Origin of the sequence: Neorhizobium descurainiae (genome assembly GCF_051400715.1) — a bacterium.
In the GTDB taxonomy this organism is placed as follows: domain Bacteria; phylum Pseudomonadota; class Alphaproteobacteria; order Rhizobiales; family Rhizobiaceae; genus Neorhizobium.
The window spans coordinates 432,905-447,238 of sequence record NZ_JBLFFK010000003.1 but is presented as its reverse complement, the minus strand read 5'-3'; the positions used below and the strand labels follow the sequence as shown (position 1 = coordinate 447,238).

The following is a 14,334-nucleotide window of genomic DNA, read 5'->3' as shown; positions in this document are numbered from 1 at the left end:
CGGTTTACAGCGGGTACAGCAATGATCCAGTCGTCGTCGCCTCCTGCAGAGCAGGACGGAATTCCTCGCCTCCTCGCCATCGTCTGGGAGCACCGAAAAGTTGTCCTGCTTTGCATGCTCGCGAGCTTTGCCATCGCTGCATTCGGCTATTCGCGCAGCCCGACCCGGTATAAGTCGGAGGCGATCCTGGCGCTCGATGTGCGCAAACTTCAGGCTTTGCCGACTGAATCGGTTGTTTCGCCTCTGCCGCAGGAAAGTCCGGTCCTTCGTACGGAACTCGACATCATCGGCTCCAGATCCATGGCCGAGCGGGTTCTCATCGACCTTCAAAAGGCCAATCCGCCCAATAGTCAGCAGGGCAAATTCGCCCGGCTGTCCAGCGAACCGGGCGCTATCCGGAAGGATGCCGAAGCTCAGAAGATGATAGACGAGCTGCTGACGAACGTTCGCGTCATGAACGATGGGCGCTCGTATACCATCTATATTTCCTACTATGCGAGCGAACCGGCCTACGCGGCCATGGTCGCCAACGCCTTCGGCGAAGCCTATATCGACTACCAGATCGACCTCCAGACCACGGCAACGCGCCGCGTCAGCGAGTGGCTCGGCGAGCGTCTCGGCAGCCTTCGCACCAAGCTTGAGGAATCGGAGAAAGAGGCAACGGAATTTCGCGAGAAATCGGGGCTGATCGACACCGGCGGCATCACGCTGCAGGCGCAGCGCCTCTCCGGACTGAACGTCGAATTGACCTCCTTGCAGGCGAAGCTTGCCGGATCCAAGGCACGCCTTGCAACCGCTCTCGAGGTTCAACAAAGCGGTGACGGGGTTGGTTTGACCGAGGTTCTTTCGTCGCCGACGATCCAGCTCCTGCGCGCCGAACAGGCCCGCGTCATCCGGGCGATCGCTGAAATCGACGAAAGCGGCGCGCGCATGAACCCGCAGCTGCCGCAACTTACCTCCCAGCTCGCATCGCTGAACAAGCAGGTCAGCCAGGAGGTTTCGCAGGTCATCGACAGCCTGCGAAATGAGATCGCAATCAATGAAAAACAGCAGGGAGAGGTCGAGGCCAGGCTCAAAGATGTGCAACGGGCGATATCGGCAACCAACATGGCCGTTGTTCAATCCGCCCAGCTCGACCGCGAAGCCGCCGCGAACCGCTCCATCTACGAGACGTATCTTGCGCGCTACAAGCAAACCATCGAGCAGGACGGCATCGCCACCGCCGAGGCGAGGATCATCTCGCGCGCCATGCCGAACCGCAAACCCACCAGCCCGGATGCGAGACTGTGGGGTTTGGCGGCGCTTCTACTCGGGATGAGCACCGGCCTGGCGGCCGCACTCGTCCTGAATTTCATGGATAGATCGATCAGTTCCGTTTCCGCTCTTCAACAGAAGACCGGCCTCGCCGTCATCGGCCGCATCCCTCGCATTCCACCTAGAGAAGTCCGGAGCAGATCCGGCAAACCCGGCAGCGGCACAGCAGATTTCGACGGCGCCGTAGCCGACCTCAAAGCGTATATCCAGCTCTCCGAAGACCGGGCCCGCGTCATCGCGTTCACGTCGTCTACCGATCACGAAGGCAAGACGTTCGTCGTCGCGAATCTGGCCAGATCGCTTGCTTTGAGCGGCGTCAAACTACTCGTTGTCGATGCCAATCTGAGAAATCCGGGGCTTGCCCGGGAGTTCCAAGCTCAGCCCTCGCCTCACCTCGCCCGTGCGATTTCCCGCGAGATATCGTTCGACGAGGTCATCCAGCGCGATCCGGCCTCCGGCGTGGACATCATCGCCGCCCCCGCGGACACCGCGCCGCCCGATTTCATCTTGGGGAACAAAGGGTTTGCCGCGCTCATCTCGGAGATGCGGCAACGCTACGAGTTCGTACTGATCGATGCGCCGTCGGCATCGCACGACCTCGATCTGTTGCGGATCGCGAGCCTGGCAGACACCATCGCCTTCGTGGTCAGAAGCGGGATCGGCGACAGCGCAGACATCGAAAATGCGGTTATCAAGCTGCGTGTGGCCGGCAGGCATGTCATCGGCATCATCCTCAATGGCGTTCGACGGCAGAAACAGCGGCGCCGGTCGCGCTTGAGGGGGATGTTTGGAGCAAAGGGCACGTCCGGACAAAAGCCGGCATTCACCCCCCGCCCTTCAATCGTGGTTTCGAATGCGAGGTGAAAACATGCGCTCCACTCTCCTTACCGAACGCTCACGCCCATGCCGGCAATTCGGGCTCAGGCACGCTCTCCTCCTGATTCCCCTCCTCTTCCCGATGCAGACATCTGCGTCGGATATTCCGGCCTACAGGGTCACCGTCGGCGACGTGCTGATGATATCCGTGTATGGCGACAACGGCTTGACCGGGCTTTTCCCGGTGAGCGTAGACGGCACCATCGGCTATCCCATTCTCGGCAACGTCCAGGTCCTCGACAAGACAGTCGACGAAATCGGCGCTCAGATCGGCCGCAATCTGGCACCTCACCTGGCCAACCGGTCGGTCGCCGTCGCCGTCAAGGAATATGCGCCGATTTTCATCGTGGGTGACGTCCAGAAGCCCGGCAAATACGAATATCGCCCAGGCATGATCGTGCTAGAGCTCTTTTCGCTCGGCGGTGGATTGCGCGAACCGGCAGCGCGGACGGATATATCGGGCATCCAGCTCATATCGGCACAGCAGGAATACGAAGATATGTCGCTGCAGCTGCTGTCGCAGGACGTCAAGCGCGCTCGGCTTGAGGCAGAGCTGAACAATGCAGAATTCCAGTACAAGATCAACGAAATCGGGCTGACGAAGGATCCTGCCATCGTCCAGAAGATCGTCGATGCGGAGCTGAGCCTCTATAACCTTCGGCTCTCGGTCATGCGGGACGAAAAGATCAACCTCGAGAGCCAGCGGCAGAGCTTCATCCAGGAAATAGACACGCTCGAAAAGAGTACCTCCCTGCGCAACGAGCAGTTTCAGCTCCTGGGGCTCGACGTCAATGCCTCGGAGGAACTCGTGACGCGGGGGGCGGCCTCCCAATCGGCACTGAGAGAACGCAAGCGCGAGCTCCTGGCGATGAACCAGCAATTGCTTGAAACCAGCTCCTTCCTGGCCCGTGCGCAGCAGAACAAGAACGAGGTCGAGCGGCGGATCCTGGAGCTGGAAAGCAAACGTCACAATGACGCCGCGACCGAACTGAGAGAGATCGAACTGGATATGGCGCGGCTGCGGCGGAAAATGGCTTTCACCCTGCAGATGATCGCCGAGATCGGCGCGTCGGCAAGACGCGTGAGCAGCCTCGAAGAAATGATCGAGACAAAGTTTTCGGTCGTGCGCCAGCTGAACGGCGAATACCGGGAAGAGACCGTGAACGAGCATACGCGCATACAGGCCGGCGACGTCGTCCGCGTCAGTCTCGTTCCGGCCGGCCGCTCCGCCACCGCAAAGGTCAATTAGCATGGCCCCCGGAGGCTGGGATGAGATCGACGATTATTCCCCTCAAATACCACATGGTCGGGCAGGATGCGCTCATCATCATGAGCGACGGCAAGGATAGTCGGCCCGTGCAGGTCACTCACGACGCGCTGACCGACATTCAATCTCCTCCTCAGTGCGATGCCTCACGGCTCGCGCAATATCTCGAATTCTTTGCCGAAATAGCGATCGAAAAAATCGAAAGCGAAGCGATCGCGTTCGACGGGCGCATCTGGATCACCGGGGACGACGTGCGGGCCTGGCGCTCGCTTCATTCGGGAATGCTCGAAAGCACGACAATGCCCGCGCCGCCTGTCCGGCAATGATCGCCAACGCTTCGAGACAGCGCTGTCCGAAACCATTTTGCGCTCCTTTCCCCGACCGAGTGACCGTAGCAGCACCGCCCTAATGCTTATCGGCATGACAGGGACGTATACATGTACACAATTCGCTCACCAGTTCCGACATGCCGAAGAGAGATACTTCTAATAGATAAATTGAATGGAATCCGGTTTCGGGGCCTTGTTTGAATTACCCGCTACGCCTGCTTGCCCCGGTGGGCGTCCGGCATCACGGTCGGAGGTCGGGTGGGCTCGCCCTCACCCCGGGGCGAGCCCTCATCCACTTCGGACTATGTATACCGTGAACAGCGCCCGGAGGCTCTCGGGCGATTTCAGCGGTCGCCGGAGCGGAGATCGGGTCCCGCATTGCCCGACGCGAACCCTTCCCAGGTGGAGCCGATGTTCAGCCAGGTGTTGTCGGGATGCATCGTCAAAAAACCTTTGCTGCCTTCGAGTCTCGCCGAGCCGCGATGGAAGTGATTGCGGTGCAGGATCGTATTGAACCTTCTCGGCCGGCTCGACGGCGCAGCCTTGAAGACACCGTCATGGGTCCACATGAGCTTGTAGCCATCGACAAACCCGTAGCGCAGATTGGTGAACCGGTTTCCGTCGAAGACGGTGCCATTGTAGTCCGATCCGTCGTGGTCCCAGGTCTCGTATTCGACGCCGATATAGGCGATGTCGTCGAAGCTGTTCTTGCGATAGACATTGCCGAGGCCGCCCCAGATGCCCGCAACACCCGAATCCGCAAATGTCGTGCCGACATAGAGGCCGCTATTGCTCCGGGACACCCGGTTATTCGAGTATTGGAGGAAATAGGGGCTGAGGCCGTACGTGGAATCAAGTGCGACGGTCATCATCCCATGCCGCATCTGGGAAATGTCGTTGCTGTCGACCACGACGTCATAGACGTTTCCATAGAGAAGCACGCCGGTAGAATCGGAGTCGTGCTCGCTGAAGCTCGCCCGCCCCTCGAAGGTGTTGTTGTAGATCACCGCCCGTGACGCGGTCGCAGCCAAGGCGAAACGGCTCGTCCTGTCCGGGATGACGTTCCAGGGGGACTCGATAGTGACAGTCGATCCGTTGACCGAGGTGATGTGACGATGCTGGCCCGCACCTCTGCCGCCGATGATCACCAGATCCCGGCCGCTGGCGACGGGCTTTCCCCAATCGGCCAGCGAGCGGAAGGTGACGGAATCCGCCGAAGCGCGGACGAAGTCTTTCTTCATCATGCTCCCGACAATCTCGAAACATATCTGTTCGCCCTTGTTGCAATCGACCTTCCTGCAGTCGTGGGGTGCGGCGTTGCGGGACACGTTCTTTTCCCAATGGAGATTGCGCAGGCTCCCGAAATGTGCCTGCGCGACGAAGAAGCGGCCGATACCGTGACCGTCGTCGCGGCTTTCGTCGGCGTTGGTCAACTCGTTGCCGATCATCGAAAAGTCTCTTCCGCCCCACAGGGCGACGACGGATTCGCCATATCCGGTCATCCGGAACCGGTTCTCCGACAGGAAGACCTGGCGGCTGGTTCCGTAAAAGGAGCCGTTCTCGATCAATTCGGAGGCATGAATGAAAAGGCCGGAAGCATCCTGGGCATCGAGCGCGGCGGCGCCCCAGGCGTTGATCCGCATCGCCTCCAGTCTGGTATCCCGTGCCGAGAAAAGCCTCAGAAGCGGCTTGTCTGCGATCCCGCCATTGCCGTTCAGGGTGATTTGCCTGAACTGCACGTTGTCGTCCTGGCTGACGACCATGCTCTGACCGATATTCCGCCCGAGGCGGATTTCCGTCTCGTCCATCCCCTCGCCGGTCCAGGCGACATTGGCGGGCGCCTGCAGCGGTGAGGTGACGAGATATGTGCCGGCGGGAAAATGGACCGTCGCAGGTGCCGCCGCAGCGGCCGCCTGAAGCGCCTGCTCGATCGCGAAGGTGTCGTCCGCGACACCGTTTCCAGCCGCGCCGAAGCCTTTCACGCTGATGACTTTGTCCTCCTGGCCGGCCCATGGCGACTGAGAAAGGACGTCGAGCCTCAACGGCCCGCTCCAGCCAAAGCGGCCGCCATGGCCGTTATGCATCCAGATTTCGTATACGGCGGAAGGCAGGTCGGGAATTTCGAAACTCACCCTGAAAGGGTTCACCGATGTCGGCCTGAGATACCAGCCGGAACCGCCGACCGGCTTGATGTAGATATGAGCCTCGGCCGCTCCGTTGGACCGCGCGAGATTCCGGCCATAGACCGAGACGACGGTTCCGGGCGTTCCCTTGTCCGGGCCCACCCACCACGCCTCGGTACGATTGATCGCCAAGGCCGGTCCCTGAAATGCGCCACGCCGCGGCCAGATAAGATACATGGACCAGGACGGCAATGCCGGAGGAAGCAGCAAGGTGGCGGCCGTGCCGTCCTTCAGCAAGGGCGCCACGGTCGTGATCTGACCGTCCGGCGCCGTGGGCGCTTGTGAAAACACGTCGAAGACGGTTTCGCCGTCGAGCGCGACGCCGGTCATCGAGACGACCTCGTCCCGATCGGCCGTCGCCGACATTTCGGCGATCGCCGGTGCCGAGGCGTTGGCTTCATAAAATGGAGGGTCGAAAGCATCGACGCCGAGCGGCGGTTCCGGCTCCGGAACCGGGACTGGCAACCCGAAATGGCGGGGATCGGCCCGGCCGGCCGTCAACGACACCGCTCCTGTCACAAGGCGATCGGTGGACGGCGAATGAGAGAGCGCTATGATCGTCAGGGAGAGCAAGAAGAGCAAAACAAAAACAGACCGGCGTTTCATCTTGCCCTCCCGGATACACATCTGCCGCTGCGCCGAACAACAGACACTATTCGGCAAATCGCGGCCGGCCCGGACCGCCACGGCCGCGGGCCTGCGGGTCTGCCGGATGAAGACAGGCGGTCGGATATCACTGCGGCGATTTCGCCGGATCCTGCGGGTCCGTTTCGCCCGAGGCGATTTTCCGCCTGTCGCACCCGGTCTTCGCTTCCCGAGAGGCTGGAGTGACGATCGAGATGGGGAAAGCCTGTGTTCCCCGCCTCATCTCCAGCCACTCCCTTTCGAGACGAATATACGTGTCCTCCGAAATGAACATGCTCAGTCCTCCCGCACAGAGGCCCGGGATTTATTCTGCCGGCACCGGCCCCGCGTGCTGCCAGTGTTGGTAGAGATCCTCGATCCCGCTTCTCAGGTCGACCTTTGGCGCCCAGCCCAATGCATGCAAGCGCAGGCTGTTGAGACGCTTCCTCGGCGTGCCGTCGGGCTTGCTGCTGTCGAAGACGATCTGTCCCCTGTAGCCGACAATATCCGCCACGAGATAGGCAAGGTCGCTGATGGAGACTTCCTGCCCCGAACCGACATTGATGAGCTGGAGATGCGTCTGAGTCTTCATCAACAGCACGCAGGCATCGGCAAGATCGTCGACATGCAGGAATTCGCGCAAGGGGTTTCCTGTGCCCCATACCGCAACGGTTTCGCTGCCGGCCACCTTCGCATCATGCATCTTCCTCACCATGGCCGGGATGACATGCGATCCTTGCGGGTCGAAATTGTCGTTCCGTCCGTAGAGGTTCGTGGGCATCACCGAGATCGACCGGGTGCCGTATTGGGCGGCATAGGCCTGGGCGAGCTTGAGCGTCGCGATCTTGGCGATCGCGTAGGGCTCATTCGTCGGTTCGAGAGGCCCCGTCAGCAGCGCATGTTCATCGATCGGTTGCGCTGCAAATTTCGGATAGATGCAGCTCGATCCCATCCACAGCAGCTTTTCCGTTCCGATGTCGGTGGCCGCCTTCATGATGTTCATCGCAATCATCGCGTTGATATACAGAAAGTCGGCGGGATAGGCCGAATTGGCGGCAATGCCTCCCACTTTTGCGGCCGCGACCAGAATGACCTCCGGCCGAAACTTCGCCATCCACCTTTCGGTATCAGCTTGGCGGGTCAGGTCGAGTTCGCTGTGCGACACCTTCAAAATGGTGCACTCTTCCTGCTCCAGCCGTTGCACCAGCGCCGATCCCACCAGCCCGTTGTGGCCGGCGACCCAGACGCGCTTACCCTTGAGACTGAATATTTCCCCTCCGGGATTAGCCAGTGAAATCATTACGCCCCTCCTCGCGCATAACAGTCCGCAGATCAGCTTCCACCATTTCCGAAACGAGATGATCGAACGGCGTGGCATGCTGCCAATTGAGTTTCTTGTGCGCCTTGCTCGGATTACCCAGCAGGAAATCGACTTCGGTCGGGCGGAAATAGCGCGGGTCTATTTCAATGAGCGGGTTGCCGCTTTTGGCGTCGAAGCCAACTTCCTCGATCCCGTTCCCATCCCATTCGATACGCTTGCCGACGACGCCGAATGCCAGCTCGACGAATTCGCGCACGGTGTGGGCCTCGCCGGTCGCGAGCACGTAATCGTCGGGTTCCTCCTGCTGGAGAATACGCCACATTCCATCGACATAATCGCGTGCATGCCCCCAGTCGCGCTTGGCATCCAGGTTGCCGAGATACAATTTCCGCATCAGGCCGCGCTCGATCGCGGCGACGCCGCGCGAGATCTTCCGCGTCACGAAGGTTTCGCCGCGAATAGGGCTTTCGTGGTTGAACAGAATGCCGTTCGAGGCATGAAAGCCATAGGCTTCCCGATAGTTCACGGTCATCCAGTAGGCGTAGAGTTTGGCCGCGGCATAGGGGCTGCGCGGATAAAAGCGCGTCCCTTCGTGCTGCGGCACCTCGCCTATGCCGCCGAAGAGCTCGGATGTGGAGGCCTGGTAGAAACGGCAGGTCTTGCCAAGCTTCAGGATCCGCATGGCTTCGAGCAGCCGGAGCGTTCCCAGCGCATCGGCGTTGGCTGTGTATTCCGGCGTCTCGAAACTCACCTGCACATGGCTCTGCGCGCCCAGATTGTATATCTCGTCGGGCCTGACTTCCTGGATGACCCGGCATAGATTCGTCGCATCGGTCAGATCGCCGAAATGCAGGTGAAACCGGACGTCTTTCTTGTGTGGATCGGAATAGAGGTGATCGACGCGGGCGGTGTTGAATGACGACGACCGCCGTTTCAGGCCATGCACTATGTAGCCCTTGGACAGCAACAGTTCGCTGAGATAGGCGCCGTCCTGTCCGGTTACGCCAATGATCAATGCCACTTTATCCGCCATAAGCCGGCTCTCCCCATTTGAGACGCGGCCCCCGAGCGGTTGCCACGGAAAACTATAAAGAGGAACCGCAGACCGACCAGCTTGCCAAAAGGAAGGATGGAAGTACGCCCGCACCTCGCCGATCGGATGCCCCGGATGCATCCTTGCAACCCAGAGCTAACGCCCCTCCACCGAGGGAAGTAGGCGGAAGACGAGCGCTCATCACAACTATCGCTTTTGGCCACCTTGCCGCATCAACCGGACATGCGATGATCGGACGGTTGATCCGGCGGTTGAATAGGGGCGTTGGGGCAGTACCGCCTGATCTTGCGTTGCCGTTGTCGATCCATAGGGGACTTTATAATGGCACAAGCCCAAACGACGACGACCTACGAAGCCGTTCAGAACTACAACTGGCTTACGCGCTTTCTCCATGCAGGACGCTACAGAAAGCTCATCGAGGTGCTGGGCGGTCTCGCGCGGGAAATCGGTGACCGCAGGATACGGATCCTGGATATTGGTTGCGGACCTGGAAGCGCGGTCGGCCACATACGCGAAAGCTTCGATGTCGACTATGTCGGCATCGATTATGATCCGACATTCATCGATGCGGCCAAAGCGCGCTACGGACATCTCAGCAATTGCCACTTCGCTTTGGGCGATGCGTCCGAGGAGACGTTCTACCATTCAATCGATGCGGATATGGTCGTTGCGCTCGAGACGCTCGAGCATATTCCGCTGAACCGCGTGATGAGGATCGTCGAACATGTCTGCGGGATCGTGAGACCGCGGGTCTTTCTCGTCACCGTTCCCGTGGAGATCGGACCCGCCGTATGGATCAAGAACTGGGGCTCGGCTCTGATGGGCTACGACAGGCAGTCCGGCAACATCCGCGAAACCTTCTGGGCGGGTCTGTATCAGTTGGACCGCGTGCCTTCGCATCACGTCTCCCATCAGGGTTTTGATTGGCGATGTCTGGCGCAGATCATCCGCGTGAACGCGCCCATGCGGGAGATAAGCAGCCTGCCGTTCTCCTTCATACCGAAGATGTTCAGTCCGAATGTCGTGCTCGTTGCAGAACCCTCGCGGTCCGAGCGCTGCTTCAAGACGCACGATGCCGAGGCCTGGAAGATCAACCACAAACCGCCGTCTTCCGAACTGCATTAGGCCGTGGCGATATCGCAAAAGCGTGCCATTGGGGATGCCTGCTCTGGGAATGCTTGGTAATGGTGCCCGTATTCTCCGGCAGATCATAAAATCATCATTGGTTTTGCAGTATTTATATGCTGAACTACTAATTGTCGAATCAGACTAAAGGGGGGTTATCATGGATATTTCAAGTCTTATCGCTCAGCTTATTGGCGGCGCCGTCGGCGGAGCCGCAGGCGGCAAGATACTCAAGGATTCCGACCTCGGCCAGATCGGCAACCTGATCGCCGGCGCCGTCGGGGGCGTGGGTGGCGGTTCGATCCTCGGCTCGCTCCTCGGTGCCGGTGGTGCAGCCGCCGCCGGAGGCGTCGACTTCGCGGCGCTTGCGGGCCAGCTCGTCGGCGGCGGCGTTGCCGGCATCATCGTTCAGGTGGTTGTCGGCCTCGTCGTCAACAAGCTGATCAGGAAGCAGTAAGGTCAGAATTCGCTTCCGCACCCCTATTGCGCCAGCGCCACCAGCCTGCCGCTGGACGGCTGCTGGATGACGTCCATGCGAACATCATAGATGCGGGCGAGCCCGTCCGGCGTCATGACGTCTTCCGGCGTGCCGTGGGCGATCAGCCGGCCGGAATGCAGCGCAATGATCTCGTCGCAAAAACGCGCCGCCATGTTCACGTCATGCAGCACGGTGATGACCGTGATGCCTTTTTCGCGGCAGAGCTCGTGGGTGAGCGACAGGACTTCGAGCTGGTGGCCGATGTCGAGCGCCGAAATCGGCTCGTCGAGCAGAAGGCAGACCGCATCCTGCGCCACCAGCATGGCAAGCCAGACACGCTGGCGTTCGCCGCCGGACAGGCTGTCCACCATCCGCTCCGCAAAGCCGCCGATGCCGGTGAGTTCTATCGCCTCGTCGACCTTCGCCCGGTCGGCCGCGCTGAATCGGCCGAGCGCGCCATGCCAGGGGTAGCGACCGAGCGCCACCAGTTCCTTGACCAGCATGCCGGGTGCAGCGGGCGTGCGCTGCGGCAGATAGGCGAGCCTGCGGGCAAAGGCACGGGCGCCCCAGCCTTCCAGCGGCTTGCCCTCGAAACGGATCGCACCGCCGCTCGGCGCCTGCTGGCGGCCGATGAGCTTCAGGAGTGTCGATTTTCCCGAGCCGTTATGACCAATCAACGCGATGGATTTACCTGCGGCAAGATCGAGGGTAAGCGGATGCAGAAGGACTCGCCCCTCTATCGCGAAACTGACATCGCGCAGCGATAAAAAAGAACCGTTTTTGTCTGCGGCTGCGCGCCGATCGTCATGCGGCGACATAAGGGTACTATCCATTCGGTCTGCTTTTCGAATATGGAGAAATCGGGTCATGTTTCGCCAATTTCGTTCCGGCGGTCAACCGCGCCCCGACAGTGATTTTGCAATGAAGGTCTGAATGCTTCGCCGTTTCTTCTCCTATTACCGGCCATATCGTGGGCTTTTCGTCCTCGATTTCGCCTGCGCCGTCCTTTCGGGCGTGCTCGAGCTTGCTTTCCCGATGGCGGTGAAGCTGTTCGTCGATCGGCTGCTCCTGAGCCAGGAATGGACGCTGATTCTGCTCGCGTCAGCGGGGCTTCTCGTCATTTATGCGGTCAATACCGGCCTGATGGCGATCGTCACCTATTGGGGACATATGCTCGGCATCAATATCGAGACCGACATGCGCCGGGCCGCGTTCAACCATCTCCAGAAGCTATCCTTCAGCTATTTCGACAACCAGAAGACCGGCCATATCGTCGGCCGTCTTACCAAGGATCTCGAAGAAATCGGCGAGGTCGCCCATCACGGGCCGGAGGACCTCTTCATCGCGCTGATGACCTTTGCAGGCGCGCTCATGCTGATGTTCTCGGTGAACTGGCAGCTTGCGCTGATCACCGCGGTCATCGTGCCGCTGACGGCCTGGGTGACAAGCCATTTCGGCAGCCGCATGACCGATAATTTCCGCCGGCTCTTCAGCCGTGTCGGCGATTTCAACACGCGCATCGAGGAGAATGTCGGCGGCATCCGCGTGGTGCAGGCCTTCGCCAACGAGCAGTACGAGCGCACGCTCTTCGAAAAGGACAACCAGAACTACCGGCGCGTGAAGCTCGAAGCCTATAAGCTGATGGCCGCCAGCAGCTCGCTCAGCTACATGAGCATGCGGCTGACCCAGATGGTGGTGATGATCGCAGGCGCCTATTTCGTGCTGTCGGGCGAGCTCACCGCCGGCGGCTTCATCGGCTTCCTGCTGCTCGTCGGCGTCTTCTTCCGCCCCGTCGAGAAGATCAATTCGGTGATCGAGACCTATCCGAAAGGCATTGCCGGCTTCCGGCGTTTCACCGAACTCATCGATACGGAGCCGGACATCGCAGATGCGCCGGATGCGGTCGAGGTCGGCCACCTCAAGGGCGAGATCGCCTATGAGAACGTCTCCTTCGGCTACAATCCGGAAAAGCCGGTGCTGAAGGACGTCGACCTGGCGATCCGCGCCGGCGAGACGATCGCCTTCGTCGGGCCCTCGGGCGCCGGCAAGACAACCATCTGTTCGCTCCTGCCGCGCTTCTACGAGATCGGTTCGGGCGGCATCACCATCGACGGCATCGACATCCGCAAGATGACCAAGGTTTCACTGCGCCAGCAGATCGGCATCGTGCAGCAGGACGTCTTCCTGTTCGGCGGCACGATCCGCGAAAACATCGCCTATGGCCGGCTCGGCGCCAGCGAAAAGGAGATCGTCGAAGCGGCGCGCCGGGCGCGGCTCGAAGAGATGCTCGCAGGACTGCCGGACGGCCTCGACACCCTGATCGGCGAGCGCGGCGTGAAACTCTCCGGCGGCCAGAAGCAACGCATCGCAATTGCCCGCATGTTTTTGAAGAACCCGCCGATCCTGATCCTCGACGAGGCGACTTCCGCGCTCGACACGGAGACGGAACGCGCCATCCAACGCTCGCTCGCCGAGCTTTCGGAAGGCCGCACAACGCTGATCATCGCGCACCGGCTCGCTACCATCCAGGGCGCCGACCGCATCGTCGTCATCGACGGCAGCGGCATCGTCGAACAGGGAACGCATCAGGATCTGATCGCCCGGCGCGGCGCCTATAACCGGCTGCATGCGGCGCAGGTCGGCGGCCTTTGAAGCAGGCTTGAACATGCCGTTGATGGCCAGAGCAAAACTTGATAAAACAATACATGTTTTATTGAAGTGCGGGGTATCCGGATGACGTTCCAGCCGCGGATGCAGAACAGGATCGAAGGTTTTTCGGTCATCGGCGGGCTTCGCCGCCGCCATTGGAACGGGATCACCGCGGATCTCTGGGACGTGGAATGCGCGGCCTATGCGGGCGGATATTATGTGGCCCGCGATCCGCGCCTCTTCATCCTGCTCGACCATCGCGGCCGGGGGCGGCCGTCCGTCAAGCTCTCGCCGAAGGCGCACGGCGCTCCGCAGGACAGGCGTGAAAGCCCGATCTCCTACATTCCGGCCGAGATGGACCTCTGGGTGGACATTACCGAGGTCCAGTCCGTGCGCCATCTCGACATTCATTTCGATGCGGATGTCGTCAGCAGGCGGCTGATGGAGGAGATCGATCCGAAGAAGCTCAAGGACCCGCAGCTCCTGTTCTTCGACCAGCGCGTCATGGCGCTTGCCGAACTGATCGCCGGCGAGATCGCCAGTCCCGATCCACTGCACGACCTCTACGGCGACGGGCTGGCGGTGGCGCTCGTCATCGACGTTCTGAAGATGATGAAGACGCCGCCGCGCAAGCGCGGCTCCCTCGCCTCGTGGCAGCTCCGGCGCGCCACCGATTTCATCACCGAGAACTGCATGCGCAACATCCGTCTGCAGGAGCTCGCCGAGCTCACCGGCCTGTCGCAATCGCATTTCAGCCATTCCTTCAAGGCCTCCACCGGCATGGCGCCCCACGAATGGCAGACGAACGCCCGCCTCGACCGGGCCAAGGAACTGCTGGTGGCCGACGACCAGCCACTGACCTCCGTCGCCGCCGAGACGGGCTTTTCCGATCAGGCGCATTTCACCCGGGTCTTCCGTAAGCATGTGGGGACCACGCCCGCCCGTTGGAGAAAGGCGAAGCGGACCTGACCGCTTCTGCAAAGATTTGCCCACGGCCGTTAAATTCGCCCAAAACCGTTCAATTGCAGCCGATCAGGCCAAGCCGCAAAGATTAAATTGAGTTAATCACTCACCTTATTGCAGTGCCGCATCCAGGGGGAGCGGCCGTCAAGTC

The 14,334-nt window shown here is 60.6% G+C and carries 11 protein-coding genes; 7 read left to right on the top strand and 4 right to left on the bottom strand.

The genetic code is table 11. The annotated features are described in order from the left end of the window. Positions 1-21 precede the first annotated feature (21 nt). The 3 genes from ACMGE0_RS08885 to ACMGE0_RS08875 are packed head-to-tail and all read left to right on the top strand — an operon-like array spanning position 22 to position 3,783. Positions 22-2,178, top strand: coding sequence for a GumC family protein (locus ACMGE0_RS08885; protein WP_436815474.1), 2,157 nt, complete (start codon positions 22-24; stop codon positions 2,176-2,178). Positions 2,179-2,182: 4 nt separating this feature from the next. Next, entirely contained in the window at positions 2,183-3,439 is a 1,257-nt protein-coding gene (locus ACMGE0_RS08880; RefSeq protein ID WP_436815473.1) for a polysaccharide biosynthesis/export family protein, read from the top strand. Between the two features lie 20 nt (positions 3,440-3,459). Next, on the top strand, positions 3,460-3,783 hold the full coding sequence (locus ACMGE0_RS08875; RefSeq protein WP_436815472.1) for a hypothetical protein: 324 nt from the start codon (positions 3,460-3,462) through the stop codon (positions 3,781-3,783). Between the two features lie 347 nt (positions 3,784-4,130). Here ACMGE0_RS08875 and ACMGE0_RS08870 read toward each other — a convergent pair whose 3' ends face one another. The 3 genes from ACMGE0_RS08870 to gmd all read right to left on the bottom strand — a co-directional run bounded on the left by ACMGE0_RS08870 (position 4,131) and on the right by gmd (position 8,947). Beyond that, positions 4,131-6,575 carry a glycosyl hydrolase family 28-related protein gene (locus ACMGE0_RS08870; RefSeq protein WP_436815471.1) on the bottom strand — a complete coding sequence of 815 codons (2,445 nt, stop codon included), beginning with the start codon at positions 6,573-6,575 and terminating at the stop codon, positions 4,131-4,133. Between the two features lie 343 nt (positions 6,576-6,918). Next, on the bottom strand, positions 6,919-7,893 hold the full coding sequence (locus tag ACMGE0_RS08865; RefSeq protein WP_436815470.1) for a GDP-L-fucose synthase family protein: 975 nt from the start codon (positions 7,891-7,893) through the stop codon (positions 6,919-6,921). Continuing rightward, positions 7,877-8,947: a GDP-mannose 4,6-dehydratase gene (gene gmd / locus ACMGE0_RS08860; RefSeq protein ID WP_436815520.1), complete on the bottom strand. Its 1,071-nt coding sequence runs from the start codon at positions 8,945-8,947 to the stop codon at positions 7,877-7,879. Before gmd ends, ACMGE0_RS08865 begins: the two co-directional genes overlap by 17 nt. 342 nt (positions 8,948-9,289) lie before the next feature. Between gmd and ACMGE0_RS08855 the strand changes: the two genes are divergently transcribed. Beyond that, positions 9,290-10,093: a class I SAM-dependent methyltransferase gene (locus ACMGE0_RS08855; RefSeq protein WP_436815469.1), complete on the top strand. Its 804-nt coding sequence runs from the start codon at positions 9,290-9,292 to the stop codon at positions 10,091-10,093. A 160-nt stretch (positions 10,094-10,253) separates the two neighbouring features. Beyond that, the gene (locus tag ACMGE0_RS08850) at positions 10,254-10,550 is read left to right on the top strand and encodes a hypothetical protein (RefSeq protein WP_436815468.1); all 297 of its coding nucleotides are present in this window, start codon (positions 10,254-10,256) and stop codon (positions 10,548-10,550) included. 23 nt (positions 10,551-10,573) lie between these two features. Here ACMGE0_RS08850 and ACMGE0_RS08845 read toward each other — a convergent pair whose 3' ends face one another. Continuing rightward, positions 10,574-11,389 (bottom strand): ATP-binding cassette domain-containing protein, encoded by an 816-nt coding sequence (locus ACMGE0_RS08845; RefSeq protein ID WP_436815519.1) that lies wholly within the window; start codon positions 11,387-11,389, stop codon positions 10,574-10,576. Between the two features lie 115 nt (positions 11,390-11,504). Between ACMGE0_RS08845 and ACMGE0_RS08840 the strand changes: the two genes are divergently transcribed. Together ACMGE0_RS08840 and ACMGE0_RS08835 are read left to right on the top strand one after the other, a co-directional pair. After that, a complete protein-coding gene (locus ACMGE0_RS08840) occupies positions 11,505-13,223 on the top strand; it encodes an ABC transporter ATP-binding protein (protein WP_436815467.1) in 1,719 nt (572 codons plus the stop codon). 81 nt (positions 13,224-13,304) lie between these two features. Beyond that, a complete protein-coding gene (locus tag ACMGE0_RS08835; RefSeq protein WP_436815466.1) occupies positions 13,305-14,189 on the top strand; it encodes a helix-turn-helix domain-containing protein in 885 nt (294 codons plus the stop codon). The last annotated feature ends 145 nt before the right edge of the window (positions 14,190-14,334 follow it).

Excerpts from the sequence above, each read along its gene's own strand:
- ACMGE0_RS08885 (WP_436815474.1), top strand. The coding sequence starts at position 22 with ATGATCCAGTCGTCGTCGCCTCCTGCAGAGCAGGACGGAATTCCTCGC.
- ACMGE0_RS08880 (WP_436815473.1), top strand. The coding sequence starts at position 2,183 with ATGCGCTCCACTCTCCTTACCGAACGCTCACGCCCATGCCGGCAATTC.
- ACMGE0_RS08875 (WP_436815472.1), top strand. The coding sequence starts at position 3,460 with ATGAGATCGACGATTATTCCCCTCAAATACCACATGGTCGGGCAGGAT.
- ACMGE0_RS08870 (WP_436815471.1), bottom strand. The coding sequence starts at position 6,575 with ATGAAACGCCGGTCTGTTTTTGTTTTGCTCTTCTTGCTCTCCCTGACG.
- ACMGE0_RS08865 (WP_436815470.1), bottom strand. The coding sequence starts at position 7,893 with ATGATTTCACTGGCTAATCCCGGAGGGGAAATATTCAGTCTCAAGGGT.
- gmd (WP_436815520.1), bottom strand. The coding sequence starts at position 8,947 with ATGGCGGATAAAGTGGCATTGATCATTGGCGTAACCGGACAGGACGGC.
- ACMGE0_RS08855 (WP_436815469.1), top strand. The coding sequence starts at position 9,290 with ATGGCACAAGCCCAAACGACGACGACCTACGAAGCCGTTCAGAACTAC.
- ACMGE0_RS08850 (WP_436815468.1), top strand. The coding sequence starts at position 10,254 with ATGGATATTTCAAGTCTTATCGCTCAGCTTATTGGCGGCGCCGTCGGC.
- ACMGE0_RS08845 (WP_436815519.1), bottom strand. The coding sequence starts at position 11,389 with ATGTCGCCGCATGACGATCGGCGCGCAGCCGCAGACAAAAACGGTTCT.
- ACMGE0_RS08840 (WP_436815467.1), top strand. The coding sequence starts at position 11,505 with ATGCTTCGCCGTTTCTTCTCCTATTACCGGCCATATCGTGGGCTTTTC.
- ACMGE0_RS08835 (WP_436815466.1), top strand. The coding sequence starts at position 13,305 with ATGACGTTCCAGCCGCGGATGCAGAACAGGATCGAAGGTTTTTCGGTC.